At 66.5% G+C, this 19,067-nt stretch carries 15 protein-coding genes; 9 read left to right on the top strand and 6 right to left on the bottom strand.

Annotated elements, in window-relative coordinates; all coding sequences use genetic code 11:
• From pgl to SOM18_RS08155, 5 genes are all read right to left on the bottom strand, one after another.
• The gene (gene pgl, locus SOM18_RS08175) at nucleotides 1-705 is read right to left on the bottom strand and encodes a 6-phosphogluconolactonase (protein WP_031396120.1); all 705 of its coding nucleotides are present in this window, start codon (nucleotides 703-705) and stop codon (nucleotides 1-3) included.
• A gap of 251 nt (nucleotides 706-956) precedes the next feature.
• Complete coding sequence (gene zwf / locus SOM18_RS08170) at nucleotides 957-2,420, bottom strand: glucose-6-phosphate dehydrogenase (RefSeq protein ID WP_031440816.1); 1,464 nt, start codon at nucleotides 2,418-2,420, stop codon at nucleotides 957-959.
• A 23-nt stretch (nucleotides 2,421-2,443) separates the two neighbouring features.
• Nucleotides 2,444-3,373, bottom strand: a complete 930-nt coding sequence (gene argC / locus SOM18_RS08165) for an N-acetyl-gamma-glutamyl-phosphate reductase (protein ID WP_031440815.1) — start codon at nucleotides 3,371-3,373, stop codon at nucleotides 2,444-2,446.
• Nucleotides 3,370-3,801 (bottom strand): hypothetical protein, encoded by a 432-nt coding sequence (locus SOM18_RS08160; RefSeq protein ID WP_235188378.1) that lies wholly within the window; start codon nucleotides 3,799-3,801, stop codon nucleotides 3,370-3,372. Before SOM18_RS08160 ends, argC begins: the two co-directional genes overlap by 4 nt.
• Nucleotides 3,740-4,057 carry a MarR family transcriptional regulator gene (locus tag SOM18_RS08155; RefSeq protein WP_031395049.1) on the bottom strand — a complete coding sequence of 106 codons (318 nt, stop codon included), beginning with the start codon at nucleotides 4,055-4,057 and terminating at the stop codon, nucleotides 3,740-3,742. Before SOM18_RS08155 ends, SOM18_RS08160 begins: the two co-directional genes overlap by 62 nt.
• A 234-nt stretch (nucleotides 4,058-4,291) precedes the next feature.
• Here SOM18_RS08155 and secG point away from each other — a divergent pair, with 234 nt between their 5' ends.
• Both secG and SOM18_RS08145 read left to right on the top strand, forming a co-directional pair.
• Nucleotides 4,292-4,684 (top strand): preprotein translocase subunit SecG, encoded by a 393-nt coding sequence (secG, locus tag SOM18_RS08150; protein ID WP_031395050.1) that lies wholly within the window; start codon nucleotides 4,292-4,294, stop codon nucleotides 4,682-4,684.
• An 84-nt stretch (nucleotides 4,685-4,768) separates the two neighbouring features.
• Entirely contained in the window at nucleotides 4,769-6,403 is a 1,635-nt protein-coding gene (locus SOM18_RS08145) for a CTP synthase (protein WP_031395051.1), read from the top strand.
• A gap of 356 nt (nucleotides 6,404-6,759) precedes the next feature.
• On the opposite strand, the gene SOM18_RS08140 is transcribed toward SOM18_RS08145, so the two are convergent.
• Nucleotides 6,760-7,224 carry an Hsp20 family protein gene (locus tag SOM18_RS08140; RefSeq protein ID WP_031440813.1) on the bottom strand — a complete coding sequence of 155 codons (465 nt, stop codon included), beginning with the start codon at nucleotides 7,222-7,224 and terminating at the stop codon, nucleotides 6,760-6,762.
• 242 nt (nucleotides 7,225-7,466) lie between these two features.
• On the opposite strand from SOM18_RS08140, the gene SOM18_RS08135 reads away from it, so the two are divergent.
• The 7 genes from SOM18_RS08135 (at nucleotide 7,467) to SOM18_RS08105 (ending at nucleotide 19,063) form a co-directional block, all read left to right on the top strand.
• The gene (locus SOM18_RS08135; protein ID WP_320481528.1) at nucleotides 7,467-9,941 is read left to right on the top strand and encodes a TonB-dependent receptor; all 2,475 of its coding nucleotides are present in this window, start codon (nucleotides 7,467-7,469) and stop codon (nucleotides 9,939-9,941) included.
• Nucleotides 9,942-10,419: 478 nt separating this feature from the next.
• Entirely contained in the window at nucleotides 10,420-11,670 is a 1,251-nt protein-coding gene (locus SOM18_RS08130; protein ID WP_031440811.1) for a lipoprotein-releasing ABC transporter permease subunit, read from the top strand.
• Nucleotides 11,663-12,376 (top strand): ABC transporter ATP-binding protein, encoded by a 714-nt coding sequence (locus tag SOM18_RS08125; protein WP_042467156.1) that lies wholly within the window; start codon nucleotides 11,663-11,665, stop codon nucleotides 12,374-12,376. The genes SOM18_RS08130 and SOM18_RS08125 overlap by 8 nt, the downstream gene beginning before the upstream one ends.
• Before the next feature lie 10 nt (nucleotides 12,377-12,386).
• Nucleotides 12,387-12,983: a GNAT family protein gene (locus SOM18_RS08120; protein ID WP_320481527.1), complete on the top strand. Its 597-nt coding sequence runs from the start codon at nucleotides 12,387-12,389 to the stop codon at nucleotides 12,981-12,983.
• The gene (locus SOM18_RS08115) at nucleotides 12,980-13,456 is read left to right on the top strand and encodes a glutathione peroxidase (protein ID WP_320481526.1); all 477 of its coding nucleotides are present in this window, start codon (nucleotides 12,980-12,982) and stop codon (nucleotides 13,454-13,456) included. The genes SOM18_RS08120 and SOM18_RS08115 overlap by 4 nt, the downstream gene beginning before the upstream one ends.
• Before the next feature lie 494 nt (nucleotides 13,457-13,950).
• The gene (gene dnaE / locus SOM18_RS08110) at nucleotides 13,951-17,439 is read left to right on the top strand and encodes a DNA polymerase III subunit alpha (RefSeq protein ID WP_031440808.1); all 3,489 of its coding nucleotides are present in this window, start codon (nucleotides 13,951-13,953) and stop codon (nucleotides 17,437-17,439) included.
• Nucleotides 17,440-17,470: 31 nt separating this feature from the next.
• A complete protein-coding gene (locus tag SOM18_RS08105) occupies nucleotides 17,471-19,063 on the top strand; it encodes a long-chain fatty acid--CoA ligase (protein ID WP_031440807.1) in 1,593 nt (530 codons plus the stop codon).
• Nucleotides 19,064-19,067: the final 4 nt, after the last annotated feature.

Genomic DNA, 19,067 nt, shown 5'->3' with positions numbered 1-19,067 from the left:
TCAGGCGGCCCAGTGGATGTCGACGGGCAGCTCGACCTCGGCCAGCACGCGCCCGATCGGATATTTGGACGACGGACCCTGCTCGATCGCCTGTTCGAGCAGCGTCTTCTTCTCCTCGCCGGTGATCATGATCATCAGCGCCTTGGACGAAGCGATCGCCGCCGCGGACAGCGTCACGCGCGCGACCGGTGCCTCGGGCGGCAGCGGCTCGGGCATCACGCCCACCGCGCGGCGTTCCTTGGGACCGCTCAGCGCCTCGTCGAAATCGGGACCGGGGAAGATCGACGCGGTATGGCCGTCGGTACCCATGCCGAGCAAACAGAAGTCCAGCGGCCAGTGCAGGTCCTGCATCAGCGCATCCGCCGAACGGCCTGCCGCCTTGTAGTCGGAGATCGCATCGGGGACGATCGGCTTCACCCGCGCACCCTTGGGCAGGAAGATCTTGGCGAGCGCGGTAACGTTCGACATCGGATCGCCCAGCTTCACGATCCGCTCGTCGCCGGGGATGATCGTGACCTTCTTCCAGTCGAGCTTGGCCTGGGCGAGCTTCTCATACGCCGCCATCGGCGTCTTGCCGCCCGCCAGCGCGATCACCGCCGAGCCGCGCGCGTCGAGCGCGCTCTCGATGACGAACTGGATGTCGCCGGCAACCGCGGCTGCGAGCTCCTCGGTGTCCTCGTAATCCCACCATTCGATCTCGGTCATATGCTCAAACTCACTTAGAAATTAGTGTTCGTGCCCAACAGTTCAGGTCGTGTCCGCCAGTCCCGTTCGCACCCAGCAGTCCCGTTCGTACTCAGCGGCCCGTTCGTACCAACCAGTCCCGTTCGTACCGAGTAGGGATCGAGCGAAGCCGAGAGCCCGTATCGAGGTACAATGCCACAACCGGGCCGATCCCTCGATACGCCATCTCGACAAGCTCGACGGCTACTCGGGACGAACGGAGGAAAACATGCTCAGTCGTCCTGCCAGGTCACGCCGTCGCGCTCGGTCAGCGCGATCGCGGCGGACGGGCCCCAGCTGCCCGACGGATAGCTTTTGGGCTTCATTCCGTTCGCTTTCCAGCCCTCGCGGATCGCATCGATCCAGGTCCACTGCGCCTCGACCTCGTCGCGCCGCACGAACAATGTCTGGTCGCCCTCGATCAGGTCGAGCAGCAGCCGCTCATAGGCGATGCGCCGGCGCGTACCCGCAAACTCGGCGTCGAGGCTCAGGTTGAGCGGCACCTCGCGCAGCCGCACGCCCTCGCGGTCGAGACCCGGCTCCTTCGCCATCACCAGCAGCTGGACATGCTCTTCGGGCTGCAGGCGGATGATCAGCATGTTGGGCTGGAGCAGCCCGCCGCGCCCTGCGAACATCGAATGCGGCACCGCCTTGAACTGGATCGCGATCTCGCTGCCGCGCGCGGCCATGCGCTTGCCGGTGCGCAGGTAGAAGGGCACGCCCTGCCAGCGCCAGTTGTCGACATGCGCCTTGATCGCGACGAACGTCTCGGTGGTCGACGTCTGGCCGAGCTCCTCCGAATAGCTCTTCACGAACTTCCCGTTGACCGCGCCCTCGGCATATTGCCCGGTCACGGTGACGTGCGGCGCCTCCTCGGGCTTGATCAGCCGGAGCGATCGGAACACCTTCGACTTCTCGTCGCGCACGTCGGTGCCCTCGAACCGTGCGGGCGGCTCCATCGCGATCAGCGCGAGCAGTTGCAGGATATGGTTCTGCACCATGTCGCGCAGCGCGCCCGCGCTCTCGTAATAGCCCGCGCGTTCCTCAAGCCCGACCGTCTCGGAGATCGTGATCTGGACGTTGTCGATGCCTTGCGCATTCCACACCGGCTCGAAGAACGAGTTGCCGAAGCGCAGCGCCAGGATGTTCTGGACGGTTTCCTTGCCCAGATAATGATCGATCCGGTAGGTCCGGTTCTCGGGAAACGCCTTGGCGACCGCGTCGTTGATCTCGCGGCTTGTCGGCAGGTCATAGCCCAGCGGCTTTTCCAGCCCGACGCGGACCGTCTCGCCCGCCAGCCCGACCTTGTGCAGCCCCTCGATCGCCGATTCGAACAGCGACGGCGCGGTCGACAGATAGATGGCGAGCCCGCCCGAAATGTCGCCGATCTTGTCCGCCAGCGGCTGGAAGCTCGCCGGATCGGACAGGTCGGTCGGCTGGTAATGCACACGCTCGAGGAACGCGTCGATCGTCGCCTCGTCCTTGCGATCGTCCTTCAGATACTCGTCGAGCGCGGCTCGCGCGAAGGTGCGATACGCCGCGTCGTCGTGATCGTGACGCGCCGCGCCGGTGATCGTCAGCCCCTCGGGCAGCAGCCCGTCGGCGTGCAGGCCATAGAGCGAGGGCAACAGCATCCGCTGCGCGAGATCGCCGGTCGCGCCGAACAGGAGCAGCTTGGCTACGGGATTACGGTGCATGAGAGCTCCTGGGTCAGTCGGTCTTACGAAACCAGACCGGCGACCGGGTCGACCCCGGCCATGATGTTGAGGTTCTGGACCGCGGCGCCGCCGGCGCCCTTGCCCAGATTGTCGAGTGTCGCGACCAGCCGCGCATGACCGGTCGCATCGTTGCCGCAGACGCGCAACGTCAACCGGTCGGTTCCGGCATTTTCCTCGATCGCGATCGCCGCCGCATCGCCTGCCGCCACGGTTACGAGCGCGGCGCCGTCATAGGCTTGCCGCAGCACGTCCTCGACCGCCGCCAGCGTCGGCCGGCCGGGCAGGGCATGAAGGTGCAACGGCACCTCGACGACCATCCCGCGATAGGTATTGGCGACCGCGGGCGCGAAGATCGGCGCATGCGTCAGCGCGGCATGCTGCGTCATCTCGGCGATATGCTTGTGCGCAAGGCCCAGCGCATAGGCGCGGAACGCGGTCGGGGTGGCACCGGCCCCCTCGAACTCGGCGATCATCGCCTTGCCGCCGCCCGAATAGCCCGACGTCGCGTTGACGCTCAGCGGATGGCCCGCCGGCAGCAGCCCGGCCGCGACCAGCGGCGCGACGAGCGCGAGGAAGCCGGTCGGATAGCAGCCGGGGTTGGACACCCGCGTCGCCGCGGCGATCCGCGCCGCCTGGCCCGGCAGCTCGGCGAACCCATAGGTCCAGCCCGGCGCGACCCGGTGTGCGCTCGACGCGTCGATCACCCGCGTCCGGTCATTGTCGATCAGCGCGACCGCTTCGCGCGCGGCGTCGTCGGGCAGGCAGAGGATGACGAAATCGGCATCGTTGAGCGCCGCGCGGCGTGCCGCGGGATCCTTGCGGTTCGCCTCGTCGAGCAACGCGATCCGGATGTCGGACCGCCCGGCGAGCCGGTCGCGGATCTCGAGCCCGGTGGTGCCCGCCGCACCGTCGATGAAGACCGTCGCGGTCATGCCGCCACCGCCTTGCCGTCCGGCAGGTCGAGCGCGTCGATCTCGACATAGCCGACAAGGCCGTGCGGCTGCGCGACGCCCCAGGCGGACGATCCCGCAATCTCGAGCACTTCGATCGTGTCGCCGACTGCCAGCGCGGTGACCGGATCGCTGGCCGTGTCGCGGCCCGCGCGCAGCGTCGCGGTGCGCGCGACCAGCCGGATCATCGGCACCGCATAATGCGGCGCGAAGACATGCTCGGCAAGGCGGATGTCGGCAATGTCGCGGCGGACCGCGTGCGTGCGCAGGTCGAGATCGACCGAACGCCCGGTCAGCGCGAAACTCTGGCGACGCGAGTCGGCAGAATCACGCGGCTGAATGACGCCGTCAGGCTGTCGCGGCGCGGGGCGCGGCGTCGTTATCGCCGATGAACTGCCCGAATTCTTCAAGAAAATCTGCCCCTTCACTCGTCCGCGCGACGAAGATGTTGCGCTTGTCGCTATCGTCGCGTTGCCGGCGCAGATAGCCGAGGGCACCCAATCTGTTCAAGGCGCGCGTGACGACGGGCTTCGATACGTTCAGTGCACGCGCCAGACCGCGCACCGTATGCGGGCCGGGTTTGAGATAGACGAGCAGCAAAAGCGCCATCTGGCGATTGGTCAGATCCGGTTCACCCGAACGGACATAATCGACCAGAGCCGTCATCCACGTCGATAGAGTATTGACTGCCATTGATGCCACAGCGTTGATCCGCCATCTGAATTTCAGGGTCTACGTCCCGTTAAGGAACGTCATTACGCTGTCACAACGCCCGCCCGCACGGCTTGTTTCCGTGTGTTTCGGTGTCGTGTGCGATATCCGGAGCCCGGGATGCGGTTGATCGTTGCCGCCGGCTCGCCTATGTGCGCGGCTTCGTAAAGTTCCGGGGTTTTCCGCGCAATGTTCGCCTTCCTGCTTGTCATCCACGCGATCATCGCGGCCGCCCTCGTCACCGTGATCCTCATGCAGCGGTCGGAAGGCGGCGGTCTGGGCATGGGCGGCAGTCCCTCGGGGCTGATGTCGGCCCGCGGCGCCGCCGATTTCCTGACGCGCGCAACCGGCGTGCTCGGGACGATGTTCGTGCTGTTCTCGATCCTGCTCGCGATCCTCGCGGCGAATCACCGCAGCACCGACATCGACACGTCGCTCGCCCGCACGCCCGCCGCCGCCGCCACCGCGGTTCCGACCGCCGAGCCCAAGGGCGATGCGGCACCGTTCGCCGGTGGTGCAGAGAATGCCGGCGCCGCCGCACCGGCGCCTGCCGACAATGGCGCGGTCCCGCTCGCCCGCTAAACACTCCATTCGCCGACAAAAGCGCCCTGCGTGATCCGCGGGCGCTTGTCGTTCGTCCCCAACACACGCTACGAGACTCTTCCCATGGCTCGGTACATTTTCATCACCGGGGGCGTGGTATCGTCGCTCGGTAAAGGTCTGATGGCGGCATCGCTTGCCGCCCTCCTCCAGGCACGCGGCTACAGCGTCAGGATCCGGAAGTTCGATCCGTATCTGAACGTCGATCCCGGCACGATGTCGCCCTATCAGCACGGCGAGGTCTATGTGACCGACGACGGCGCCGAGACCGATCTCGACCTCGGTCACTATGAACGCTTCACCGGCGTGCCCTCGCGCCAGTCGGACAACGTCACCTCCGGCCGCATCTATCAGCAGATCATCGCCCGCGAACGCCGCGGCGACTATCTCGGCGCGACGGTGCAGGTCATCCCGCACGTCACCGACGCGATCAAGGCGTTCGCGCGCGCCGAGACCGACGATGTCGACTTCGTGCTCTGCGAGATCGGCGGCACCGTCGGCGACATCGAATCGCTCCCCTTCATCGAGGCGATTCGCCAGCTGAAGAACGAGGAAGGGCGCGGCAAGGCGATCAGTATCCACGTGACGCTCGTCCCCTATATCGCCGCCGCGGGCGAGCTGAAGACCAAGCCGACCCAGCATTCGGTCCGCGAACTCGCCGCGCTCGGCGTCCAGCCCGACGTGCTGGTCTGCCGCTGCGAACACCCGCTGCCGCCGTCGGAGCGCGCGAAGATCGCGCTGTTCTGCAACGTCCCCGCCAGCGCGGTCATCCCCGCGCTCGACGCGAAGAGCATCTATGCGGTGCCGCTCCAGTACCACGGCGAGGGCCTCGATATCGAGGTGCTGCGCGCGTTCGGGATCGAACCCGCCGCCGCGCCCGACCTGTCGCGCTGGACCGAGATCATGGACCGGCTGACCAATCCGCAGGGCGAGGTCACGATCGGCGTGGTCGGCAAATATGTCGGGCTGCAGGACGCCTACAAGTCGCTCAACGAGGCGCTGGTCCATGGCGGCATCGCCAACCGCGTCAAGGTCAACGTCCGCTGGATCGACGCCGAGCTATTCGAGAATGCCGAAAGCGACATCGCCGGCCAGCTCGAGCCCTGCGACGCGATCCTCGTCCCCGGTGCGTTCGGCGAACGCGGCGCGGAGGGCAAGATCGCCTCGGTCAAGTTCGCGCGCGAACGCAAGATCCCCTATTTCGGGATCTGCTTCGGGATGCAGATGGCGTGCGTCGAGGGCGCCCGCGGTCTCGGCGGCGTGCCCGATGCCTCGTCGACCGAATTCGGCCCGACCGACAAGCCGGTGGTCGGCATGATCACCGAATGGATGGGCCGCGAGGGTCTCGAGACGCGCGCGGCCGAGGGCGATCTCGGCGGCACGATGCGGCTCGGCGCCTATGACGCCAAGCTCGACGGCAACAGCGTCGTCGCGGCGATCTATGGCGGCACCGACATCTCGGAACGCCATCGTCACCGCTACGAGGTGAATACGGGCTACAAGGACGTGCTCGAACAGGGCGGTCTGGTCTTCTCGGGCATGTCGCCCGACGGCACGCTCCCCGAAATCGTCGAGCGTCCCGACCATCCCTGGTTCGTCGGCGTCCAGTTCCACCCCGAACTCAAAAGCAAACCCTTCGACCCGCACCCCCTGTTCGCCAGCTTCATCGAAGCCGCCGTAAAACAGAGCCGCCTCGTCTGACCCGACCGGGCGCCCTCACGGGCGCCCGCAAGGGCGAAATATCGATCACGCGAAGGCGCAAAGGCGCAAAGGGACCCAGAATCTTAGCGCCTTCGCGCCTTCGCGCGAACAAACCCTGCTCCGTCTGGTCCGAACAGAAGAATGTGTTCACGCGGAGACGCGGAGACGCGGAGTGCATTTTTGGCCTATCGCAGTCGGCCTCACTCCGGTTCGCGCAGGAATTCATGAGGGCCGCAACGCGGCCAAGAAAATCTCTGCGCCTCCGCGCGAACAAATTCTTCCAACTCCGAACCCCAGACACAAAAAAAGGCGCCCGGACCCAAAGGATCCGGACGCCCCACAGCGCTGATCAAAAATCAGGCAGCCTGATCGACAGCAACCGTATCGACCGCAGCCAGCGGCGCGCCGGTCTTGATCGCGATGCTCTTCGGCTTCATCGCCTCGGGCACCTCGCGGACCAGGTCGATCACCAGCAGCCCGTCGTTCAGCCGCGCATCCTCCACCAGCACGAAATCCGCCAGCTCGAACCGCCGCTCGAACGAGCGGTTGGCGATGCCGACATGGAGCAGCTGGCCCTCGGGCGCGCGCTCCTCCTTCTTGCCCGCGACCAGCAGCAGGTTCTGCTGCGCGGTGATCGCGATCTCGTCGCGCGAGAAGCCGGCGATCGCCAGCGTGATGCGGTAACGGTCCTGCGCGATCCGCTCGAGGTTGAACGGCGGGTAATTGTCGGACGTCGCGGCGCGCGCGTTCGTCTCGATCATGTCGAACAGCCGGTCGAACCCGACGGTCGAGCGGCGATAGGGGGTAAGGTCGAGTCGCATGGTCAAATCCTCGTCTTGAGCAATCCAACATCAGCCCTGGCCCGCCTGTGCGCGGCCCGGGCACACGGCCCATCAGGCGCCGTGCGGCAGTGATCTGGTCACCCCGAAAAAACCTTCAAGATCGCCCCGCGAAGATTTTTTCCGCGCCCCCGATAGCGCAGCTTTGCCCCCGCAAAGCCGTTCCAGATTGAAATCCCACCAAATCAATGGACTTTTAGTGCCAAGGTTCAAGGGAGACGATCATGGCCCATATTTTCGCGATGCTGGTCGCCGCGCAGGCGGCCGCATCACCGCTGCCCACACCCGCCGATCAGGCCGCACCCGCGCCGCAGGACACACAGCGCGACACCGGCCGGCTCGGCGCGGCACAGCAGGGCGGGGGAGACATCGTCGTCACCGCGCGCCGCCGTGCCGAGACGATCCAGAGCGTGCCGATCGCGATGTCGGTGATCGGCGGCCAGGCGATCGCCGACACCGGCGCGTACAACGTCAACCGCATCACGCAGCTTCAGCCGACGCTGCAATTCTACTCGACCAACCCGCGCAACTCCGCCGCCAACATCCGCGGGCTCGGCGCGCCGTTCGGCCTCACCAATGACGGCATCGAGCAGGGCGTCGGCATCTATGTCGACCAGGTCTATTACAGCCGCATCGCCTCGGCGACGTTCGACTTCACCGACACCGAACGGATCGAGATCCTGCGCGGGCCGCAGGGCACGCTCTACGGCAAGAACACCACCGCGGGCGCGATCAACATCTACACGCGCAAGCCCAGCTTCATTCCCGAGGCACGGATCGAGCTCACCACCGGCAATCTCCGCTTCGTCCAGGCCAAGGCGTCGGTGTCGGGCCCTCTCGTCGACGACCGGCTCGCGATCCGCCTGTCCTCGTCGATCACCCGGCGCGACGGCACGATCCGCAATCTCCGCACCGGCAAGGACGTCAACGCGCAGGACAATCAGAGCCTGCGCGGCCAGCTCTTCTGGCACGCGACCGGCAATCTCGATCTCACGCTGTCTGGTGATTATAATCACCAGAACCCCGATTGTTGCGCGCAGATCTTCGCACGCGTCGGCACCACGCAGCGGCCCGTGTCGCGGCAATATGACGCGCTCGCCGCCGCGCTCAACTACACCCCGCCGTCGCGCGACGCGTTCGACCGCGTGACCGATCTCGACACCCCGCTGCGCGCACGGCAGGAATTGGGCGGCGCCGCATTGCTCGCCGAATGGGATCTCGGACCCGTGTCGCTGACCTCGGTCTCCGCATGGCGCATCTGGGACTGGAAGCCGTCGAACGACCGCGACTTCATCGGCCTGCCGATCACCTCGGTCTCGGCGAACCCGTCGCAGCAAGAACAGGTCAGCCAGGAGGTCCGCCTCTCGTCGAACGGCCGCAACACGGTCGATTACGTTGCCGGGCTGTTCTACTTCCACCAGACGATCGACACGCAGGGGCTCCAGGTCCAGGGCGCCGCCGCCAGCCGCTACCTGCTCAACCCGACCAGCGCGAACGCGTCCAACCCCGCGGTGCTCGACGGCCTGACCGCGACCAACACGATCGGCTTCAAGAACACGTCGGCGGCCGGGTTCGGCAAGGTGACCTGGCACATCGCCGACACCCTCTCCTTCGCCCCCGGCCTGCGCGTCAATTACGACAAGAAGACCGGCTCCTACGTCTCGGTCGTGACGACAGGGGCGGGGGCGGGGGCAGGCGCGGTGCTCAACTGCTCGACGACCGCGCAGGCGGCCAGCTCGGTCACCCGCGACCGGTGCAGCACGCTCGCGCCCCAGGTCTACACCCCCGCCTTCGACGACTGGAACGTGTCGGGCGACGCGACGCTCGCCTATGACGTCGCCCAGGACATCCACGCCTATGCGACCTATGCGCGCAGCTATAAATCGGGCGGCATCAACCTGTCGGGGCTCCCGCTCGACGGCGCGAACAACCCGATCCTCGCCTCGGCGACGGTCAAGCCCGAGACCGTCAACCATTACGAACTCGGCCTCAAGACACAGTTTCTCGACCGCCGCGTGACGCTCAACCTCGCGGGCTTCTGGACCGAGATCAACGATTACCAGGCGACCGTCACCAACGGGCAGCTGGGCGTGCTGCGCGGCTATCTGGCGAATGCGGGCAAGGTGCGGACGCGCGGGTTCGAATTCGACTCGGCGTTCCGCCCGACGTCGCGCTTCAACCTCTACGTCAACGGCGCATATACCGACGCCAAATATGTCCGCTTCGTCGATGCGCCATGCCCGCCCGAGCTGTCGGGCGGCACCACCGCGACCGCAGGCCAGACGCCGAGCCCCGCCGGAACCCCGGGCGGGATCAGCCCGGCAAACTGCGACATATCGGGCCAGCGTCTGCCCGGCATCTCGAAATGGGCCTTTTCCTACGGCGCGGAATATGACCTGCCCGCACGGATCGGCGGTCTCGATGGCCAGGTGTATCTGGGCTATGACGGCAGCTACCGCTCGACCTTCTCGTCCAACCCGTCCGCCTCGGCCTATACGGACATCAAGGGCTATGCGCTCGGCAATGTCCGGCTGGGCTTCCGCGGCGAGGACCGGCTGAACGTCTTCGGCTGGGTCCGCAACGTCTTCGCCAAGGATTATTACGAATTGCTCGCGCTGCAATCGGGCAGCACGGGGCTGGTCGTCGGCCAGCCGGGTGATCCGCGCACCTACGGCGTCACGATCTCGCGCTCGTTCTGATACGGTTCACAAACGCTGCTCTACTCTATCTGCTATAAAGAGAGATCCGGGCGAAGGGTGAGAATTGGAAGCTCCCACTCTTCGTCCGGTGCCTGTTGCACTTCGGGGGTTCCGGGAGCGGCGAATAGTGTATTCGTTGTAAGGAAAATGGCCCGGACAAGCAAACGCCCGGACCGTTTCCGATCCGGGCGCCTGCGTGACGATCGCTCGTCAGCCCCCATTTTGTCGCTTCCGCTCTGCACCTTCGGTGCGGCGTCAAAGCATTCCCCGAACCACGGCCGTTGCCTGTGTCTCAGCGAGGTTTTTGCTAAGTAATTGCGTGGTGTTTGTCACCCTGTTTGCGGGGCGCGCCACACGATTGGCAGGGGGCTGTGTCGAATCCGCAACAGACCAATCCAGACGCGGCCATGGTTGCCTCGCGCGGGGCCGCGTCCTAGAGCCGATGGACATCTCTTCTAACGATCGAACCCCCGCACCCATGATCCTGTCACGCTATGAACGGATGATCGCCCGGCGCTATCTGCTGCCGGGCAAGGGCGAGGCGTTCATCTTCCTCGTCGCCTCGATCAGCCTCGTCGCCGTCATGCTCGGCGTCGCCGCGCTCGTCATCGTGATGAGCGTGATGAACGGTTTCCGCGCCGAGCTGTTCGACAAGATCGTCGGTCTCAACGGCCATGCGGTGGTCCAGCCGCTCGGCGGCCGGATGCCCGACTGGCGCGAGATCGTCGCACAGGCGCGCGCCACCCCCGGCGTCACCAGCGCGGTGCCGCTGATCGAACAGCCGCTCGCCGCCACCTATAACGGCCGCGCGGAGGCGGTGCTGGTCCGCGGCATGCGCGTCGACGACATCCGTCGCAATTCGACGATCCAGGACAAGGTGCTGATGGGGTCGCTCCAGTCGATCACGCAAGGGTCCGGCCGGATCGCGATCGGCTCGCGGCTCGCCGAGTCGCTCGGCGCGCAGGTCGGCTCGGACATCTCGCTGTTCAGCCCGCAGGGTCAGACCACGCCGTTCGGCACCGTCCCGCGCATCGTCAGCTACAAGGTCGGCGCGATCTTCGAGATCGGCGTCTACGACTATGACAAGGCGTATATCATCATGCCGATCGAGGATGCGCAGACGCTCCTCCTGATGGGTGACGCCGCGGGCATGGTCGAGCTGAAGACCGTCGATGCGGACAAGGTCGGCGAGATCCTGAGGCCGCTCGCCGAGAAGATCAGCGGCCGCGCGGTCATCCAGGACTGGCGGACGATGAACGCCCAGCTGTTCGAGGCTTTGGCGGTCGAGCGCGTCGCGATGTTCACCGTGCTGTCGATCATCATCCTTGTCGCGGTCTTCAACATCCTGTCGTCGCTGATCATGCTGGTCCGCGCCAAGACGCGCGACATCGCGATCCTGCGGACGATGGGCGCGACGCGCGGCGGGCTGATGCGGATCTTCATCGTCGTCGGCACGACGATCGGCGCGCTCGGCACGCTCGCCGGGCTCGGGCTCGGCTTCGTCTTCCTGTTCTACCGCCAGGGCGTGGTGAACTTCGTCCAGCTCGTGACGGGGCAGAATCTCTGGGATCCCTCGATCCGCTATCTGACCGAACTCCCGTCGAAGACCGATCCGGTCGAGATCATCGTGATCGCGCTGATGGCGCTGATCTTCAGCTTCCTCGCCACGCTCTATCCGGCCTGGAAGGCGGCGAGTACCGACCCCGTGCAGGTGCTGCGTTATGAATAATGGCCTTCCGATCGAGCGGCGCAGCGCGCAGGCGTACGACTATGTCCTGCAGACCAGCGGTCTGACCAAGAGCTTCACGCAGGGCGGCGCGACGATCGACGTGCTGCGCGGCATCGACCTCGGAATCGCGCCGGGCGAGATCGTCGCGCTGCTCGGCCCCTCGGGCTCGGGCAAGTCGACCCTGCTCCAGGCGGTCGGGCTGCTGGAAGGTGGCTTCCAGGGATCGATCAAGATCGCCGGTACCGAGGCGTCGAAGCTCAACGCGCATGAGCGCACGGTGGTGCGCCGCGACAGCCTCGGCTTCGTCTATCAGTTCCATCATCTCCTCCCCGATTTCAACGCGACCGAGAATGTCGTCCTGCCGCAGCTCGTCCACGGCGCGACGCGCGCACAGGCGGATGCGCGCGCGGCCGAACTCCTGACCCAGCTCGGGCTCGGCCACCGCCTCACGCACCGCCCCAGCCAGCTCTCGGGCGGCGAGCAGCAGCGCGTCGCGGTCGCCCGCGCGCTCGCCAACAAGCCCGCGCTCGTGCTGGCGGACGAGCCGACCGGCAATCTCGACGAGCATACCGCCGACATCGTCTTCGCCGAATTCGTCCGGCTGGTCCGCGAACAGGGCACAGCGGCGCTGGTCGCGACTCACAACGAGCGGCTCGCCGCGCGGATGGACCGCGTGTTCCGGCTGCACGAGGGCCGGCTGGCATGAGCGACCGGGCATGAGCTGGGACGCGAAAACGACGCTCGTCGGGCGTCACGTCACGCTCCGCCCGCTCGTCGCGGCGGACAAGGACGCGCTGGTCGCCGCCGCGTCTGCGGATAATCTCTGGGACCTGTTCTACGCCAATGTCGCGCTGATGAAGGCGCCCGATCGCTGGCTCGCGGCGGCGTTCGAGCAGCAGGACTTTGGCCGCGCGCGGGTCTTTGCGGTGGTGGTGGACGGCATCGTCCGCGGCAGCACCCGCTTCATGCGGATGAGCGCGGCGAACCGGCGGCTCGAGATCGGCGGCACCTTCTACGCCACCGCGGTCCAGCGCACCGGCGTCAATACCGAGGCCAAGCGGATGCTGCTGACCCATGCGTTCGACACGCTCGGCTGCGAATGCGTCCAGATCCGCACCGACAGCCTCAACAAACGCTCACAGGCCGCGATCGAGCGGCTCGGCGCGAAACGCGACGGCGTGTTGCGCGGGCACCAGGTGATGGCCGACGGCCGCTTGCGCGACACCATCGTCTACAGCATTTTGGCGCACGAATGGCCGGGCGTCCGTCAGAACCTGACCTATCTGCTCGCCCGACACGAGGACCGCGCATGACCATCACCGACTTCACCGTGAAGGCCACCAACGGCACCCCCGCGTCGCTCGCGGCCTATGCCGGCAAGGTGCTGCTGATCGTCAACACCGCCTCCAAATGCGGCTTTACCCCGCAATATGAGGGGCTCGAGGCGCTCCACCGCGACTATGCCGATCGCGGCTTCGAGGTTCTCGCCTTCCCCTGCAACCAGTTCGGCGCGCAGGAACCCGGCGACGCGGCGGAGATCGCGAATTTCTGCACGCTCACCTACGACGTGACCTTCCCCGTCTTCGCGAAAGTCGACGTCAACGGCGGCGAAGCGAACCCGCTGTTCGACCGCCTGAAGTCGGACGCCCCCGGCGTGCTGGGGTCGAAAGCGATCAAATGGAACTTCACCAAGTTCCTGATCGACCGCGCCGGCAAGGTCGTCGACCGCTACGCCCCCACCACCAAACCCGCCGACATCCGCACCGACATCGAAAAACTGCTCTAGCGCGCCCTTCCTACCACCCCGGCGAAGGCCGGGGCCCAGCTGGAAAGGTCGCAGTAACGAAGCGTGGACCTCAGTCAGCAACGTCCCCCAACTGGGCCCCGGCCTCCGCCGGGGTGGTAACTGTAGGCAGCACCCGCACCACAAGACTGGTCCCCCGCAAAGGCAGGGACCCAGCCCGGACTCCCACCTCCTTTCCTACCACCCCGGCGAAGGCCGGGGCCCAGTTGGAAAGGCCACAGTAACGAAGCGCAGACCTCAGTTGGCAACGTCCCCCAACTGGGCCCCGGCCTTCGCCGGGGTGGTGCTTGTGGGGAGCACCCTCGCCACAAGGATGTTCCCCCTCGAAGGCGGCGGCCCAGACTGGAATCCCGCCTTCGCGGGAGAACAGCCTCGAACCAAAAACCCACACACACAGACTCAACTCATCGCGTCCCACCCCGCACCCCCCGCCATCGCGTCTGGTCGAATCACGCCGCAACGCCTACCTCTCACCCATGCATTCCGGTTACGTCCCGCTCCGCGTCTTTTCCTGCTACACCATGCTCGACGGCGCGATCGATCCTAAGGCGATCGCCAAGCAGGCGCGCGCGCTCGGCTTTCCCGCCGCCGCGCTGACCGACCGCAACGGCCTCTACGCCGCGATGGCCTATTCGGACGCCGCCAAGAAGGACGGCGTCCAGCCCGTCATCGGCGTGATGCTCGGCCTCAGCCGCCCCGACATGCCCGACGGCATCGCCACCCCGTTCGACTGGATCGCGCTCTACGCCCAGAACGCGAAGGGCTATGACAATCTCTGCGCGCTCGTCTCGATGGCGCATCTCGACCGCCCGATCGAGATGCCGGCGCATGTCGATTTCGCCGCGCTCGAACGCCATGCCGACGGGCTGATCGCGCTGACCGCGGGCGGCGAGGGCGGTCTCGCGCGGCTGTTCGCGGAGGGCCAGCCCGACCGCGCCCGCGCCTATCTCGACCGCCTCCAGCACCTGTTCGGCGACCGCCTCTACATCGAACTCTCACGCCGCGGCGACGCGACCGAGATCGCCGCCGAGGACGCGCTGATCGACATCGCCTACGACCGCAACCTGCCGCTCGTCGCGACCAACCCGTGCTGCTTCACCGAAAGTGCGTTCGGCGACGCGCACGACGCCATGCTCTGCATCGCGCACTCGACCTATGTCGAGACCGAGGACCGCATCCGCAGCTGCCCCGAAGCGTGGATGAAGCCCGCGCCGGTGATGCACGAGATGTTCGCCGACCTGCCCGAGGCGATCGCCAACACGCTCGTCGTAGCCCAGCGCTGCGCGGTCATGGCGCCCTACCGCAAGCCGATCCTCCCCAGCCTCGCCGGCGATATCGAGGGCGAGGCGAAACTGCTCCGCGACGACGCCGAGGCCGGGCTCGAGGCGCGTCTCGCGCGCATCACCGAACTGCACGGAGAGGCCGAGGACGGCTGGCGCGACGTCTATCGCGCGCGGCTCGCCTTCGAGGTCGACGTGATCGTCCAGATGGGCTTTCCCGGCTATTTCCTGATCGTCGCCGACTTCATCAAATGGGCGAAGGATCACGACATTCCGGTCGGTCCCGGCCGTGGCTCGGGCGCAGGCTCGGTCGTCGCCTGGGCGCTGACCATCACCGATCTCGATCCGATCAAGCTGGGGCTCCTGTTCGAACGCTTCCTGAACCCGGAACGCGTGTCGATGCCCGATTTCGACATCGACTTCTGCGAAACCCGCCGCGGCGAGGTGATCCGCTACGTCCAGGAGAAATACGGCCGCGATCAGGTCGCGCAGATCATCACCTTCGGTAAGCTGAAGGCGCGCGCGGTGCTGAAAGACACCGGCCGCGTGCTGCAGATGAGCTATGGCCAGATCGACCGGCTCGCAAAGCTCGTCCCCAACCACCCGACCGATCCCTGGACGCTCGAGCGCGCGCTGAATGGCGTCGGCGAGCTCGCCAAGGAATATGCCAACGACAATGGCGTGCGAAAGCTGCTCGATCTGGCGATGAAGCTGGAGGGGCTGCCGCGCCACTCGTCGACTCACGCCGCCGGCGTGGTGATCGGCGACCGGCCCTTGGCCCAGCTCGTCCCCCTCTACCGTGATCCGCGTTCGGACATGCCCGTCACGCAGTTCGACATGAAATATGTCGAGGGCGCGGGCCTCGTGAAGTTCGACTTTCTCGGGCTGAAGACGCTCTCGGTGCTCCAGAAGGGCGTGCAATTGCTCGCCAAGCGCGGGATCAAGGTCGATCTCGACGCGCTCGAATGGGACGATGCCGGCGTCTACGCGCTGCTCCAGAAGGGCGACACGGTTGGCGTGTTCCAGCTCGAATCGGAAGGCATGCGCCGCACGCTGTCCGCGGTCCGCCCGTCCAATTTCGGCGACATCATCGCGCTCGTCTCGCTCTACCGACCGGGCCCGATGGACAATATCCCGTCCTTCGGCCGCCGCAAGAACGGCACCGAGACGATCGAATATCCGCACCCCGCGCTCGAATCGATCCTGTCGGAGACCTACGGGATCTTTGTCTACCAGGAACAGGTCATGCAGGCCGCGCAGATCCTCGCGGGCTTCTCGCTCGGCGGCGCCGATCTGCTGCGCCGCGCGATGGGCAAGAAGATCAAGGCCGAGATGGACGCACAGCGCGCGATCTTCGTCGAGGGCTGCGCGAAGGTGAACAATATTCCCAAGGCCAAGGCCAACGAGCTGTTCGACTTGATCGACAAGTTCGCCGGCTACGGCTTCAACAAGAGCCACGCCGCCGCCTATGCGCTGCTCGCCTATCAGACCGCGTGGCTGAAGGCGCACCACCCGCACGAATTCTTCGCTGCGTCGATGTGCTACGACCTGCACCAGACCGACAAGCTCGCGATCTTCACCGACGACATGCGCCGCCTCGGCATCGCCACGCTGCCGCCCTGCATCAATGCGAGCCAGGCCGAGTTCGACGTCGAGGTGAAGGACGGCGAACCCGCGGTGCGCTACGCGCTTGGCGCGCTCAAGTCGGTCGGCGAAGGCGCGATGGAGAAGCTCATCGTCGAGCGCGTCCAGAACGGCCCGTTCGCCGGGCTCGACGATCTCGCCAAGCGCGTCGACCCGCGCCTGCTCAACAAGCGCCAGCTCGAGACGCTCGCCGCCGCGGGCGCGTTCGACGGGTTCGAGCCCAACCGCGCCGGCATCCACGCCACCGCCGAGACGATCCTCGCGATCGCCGCACGCACCCACGCCGCCAAGACCAGCGGGCAGGGCGGTCTGTTCGGCGACGCGGAGCCCGCGGGCGACGCGATCAAGCTGCCGCCCTCGGTGCGCTGGACGCTCAGCCAGCGGATGGATCAGGAGAAGGAGGCGTTCGGCTTCTATTTCTCCGCGCACCCGGTCGACCGCCACCGCCACATCGCCAACAGCCACGGCGCGCGCGCTTATACCGCCTTGTCGGAGCTCAACATCCCCGACGACGGCAGCCGCGCCGGCGCGACGATGGCGGTGCTGGTCGAGGATGCGCGCTACCGCACGTCGGCGCGCGGCAAGCGCTTCATGATGGCGCAATGCTCGGACGCCAGCGGCCAGTTCATGGCGACCTGTTTCGACGATCAGGTCTCGAAGGATCTCGAGGATGCCGCCAAGGCAGGCGGCTGCGGCCTCATCACCGTCGAGCTCGACCGCAAGCCCGGCGAGGACACGCCGCGCGTCAGTATCAAGCGGATCCAGCCGTTCGAGGGGCTCGCCAACATCGCGCGCTTCCAGGTCGTCGTGACCATCTCGGACATGGCCGCCTTCGCCGGGCTCGCGTCCTTGCTCGCCGATCACCGCGGCGCGCGCGGCGAGGTCCGCGTCCGCGCGATGCTCCCCGACGGCGAGGTCAGCATCCTGCTCGGCCGCGATTTCCTGCTCGACGGCGAGCTTGCAGAGCACATCGAGTCGTTGCACGGTGTGACAAAGGTGGAGCTCAAGACCTCGGAAACGCGGCTGGCTCTCGTCGGATAACGGCTTGGGCCAAATGCTTGGGAGAGCGAGAATGCTGGGTGGAATGCAGGACTTTGAGCTTCGCGTCCCCCGGCTGATCGACCATGCCGCGCGCGAGCATGGCCGCCGCGAGATCGTCAGCTACTGGGCAGACGGCCGCGAGACCCGCACCGACTGGTCCGGGATCGCACGCGACGCGAAGAAACTTGCCCAAGCGCTTGAGAAGCTTGGTGTCCGTCCCGGTGACCGGGTCGCGACGCTGGCCATGAACCACGCGCACCACCTGATCGCCTGGTATGGCACGATCGGGATGGGCGGGGTGATCCACACGATCAACCCGCGGCTGTTCGACGAACAGCTCGTCTATATCGCCAACCACGCCGAAGACCGGGTGATGCTCTACGACAAGGCGTTCCAGCCCATTGTCGACCGGCTGCGCGGCCAATGGTCGAGCATCCGCCATTATGTCTGTTTCGACGATCTCGGCCCCGACGGCTTCCGCGCGCTGCTCGACGAGCAGGATGGCGACTATGCCTGGGTCGAGGGGCCGGAGCGCGATCCGTGCATGCTCTGCTATACCAGCGGCACCACCGGCAATCCCAAGGGCGTGCTCTACACGCACCGCTCGACGCTGATCCACGCGATGGCGGAGGTCGCGCCCTGGGTGTTCGATCTGTCCCCCAGCGCGGTCGTGCTGCCCGTCGTGCCGATGTTCCACGCCGCCGCCTGGGGGCTGCCCTTCGCCTGCGCGCTGTCGGGGGCGAAGGTCGTCTATTCGGCGATCAACGATCCCGGCGTGCTGTGCCGGCTGATGAACCAGGAGCATGTCACGCATTCGGCGGGCGTGCCGACCGTCTGGCTCGCGCTGTTCGGGCATATCGACGCCACCGGCGAGGCGCCCGAGCATCTGAAGCTGGTGACGATCGGCGGCGCGGCGGCCCCGCGCGCGATGATCGACCGGATCATGACCATGGGCGCGTCGGTCAAGCACCTCTGGGGCATGACCGAGACCTCGCCGATCGGCACCGCGGGCTTCGCGCCGCCGCACTGGGACATGATGACGCATGACGAGAAGCTCGATCTCGTCACCAAGCAGGGCAGCGTCCCCTTCGGCATCGAACTGCGCATCATCGACGATCAGGGGCAGGTGCTGCCGCGCGACGGCTCGATCGCCGGCTCGCTCCAGGTCCGCGGGCCCTGGGTGGTGCAGCGCTATTTCGGCGCGGACAGCGACGCGGTCGATGCGGAGGGCTGGTTCGACACCGGCGACGTCGCGATGCTCCACACCGACGGCACGATGCAGATTACCGACCGGTCGAAGGACGTCATCAAGTCGGGCGGTGAATGGATCAGCTCGGTCGATCTCGAAAACGCCGCGATCGGCTGCCCCGGCGTCGCGGAGGCCGCCGCGATCGGCATCCACCACCCCAAATGGGACGAGCGCCCGCTGCTGATCGTCGTCCGCAAACCCGGCAGCACCGTCACCGACACCGCGATCCGCGATCACCTGGCGCAGCACGTCGCCAAATGGTGGCTCCCCGACGCGATCGTCTTCGTCGACGAACTGCCCCACACCGCGACGGGAAAACTCCTGAAGACCGCACTGCGCGAACGGTTCAGGGACTTCACCCTCACCGACGCGTGACGCC

The organism is Sphingomonas sp. CFBP9019 (genome assembly GCF_034045155.1).
Classification (GTDB): Bacteria; Pseudomonadota; Alphaproteobacteria; order Sphingomonadales; family Sphingomonadaceae; genus Sphingomonas; species Sphingomonas aerolata.
The sequence above is the reverse complement of the archived record's forward strand: the minus strand, read 5'-3'. Positions and strand labels throughout refer to the sequence as shown.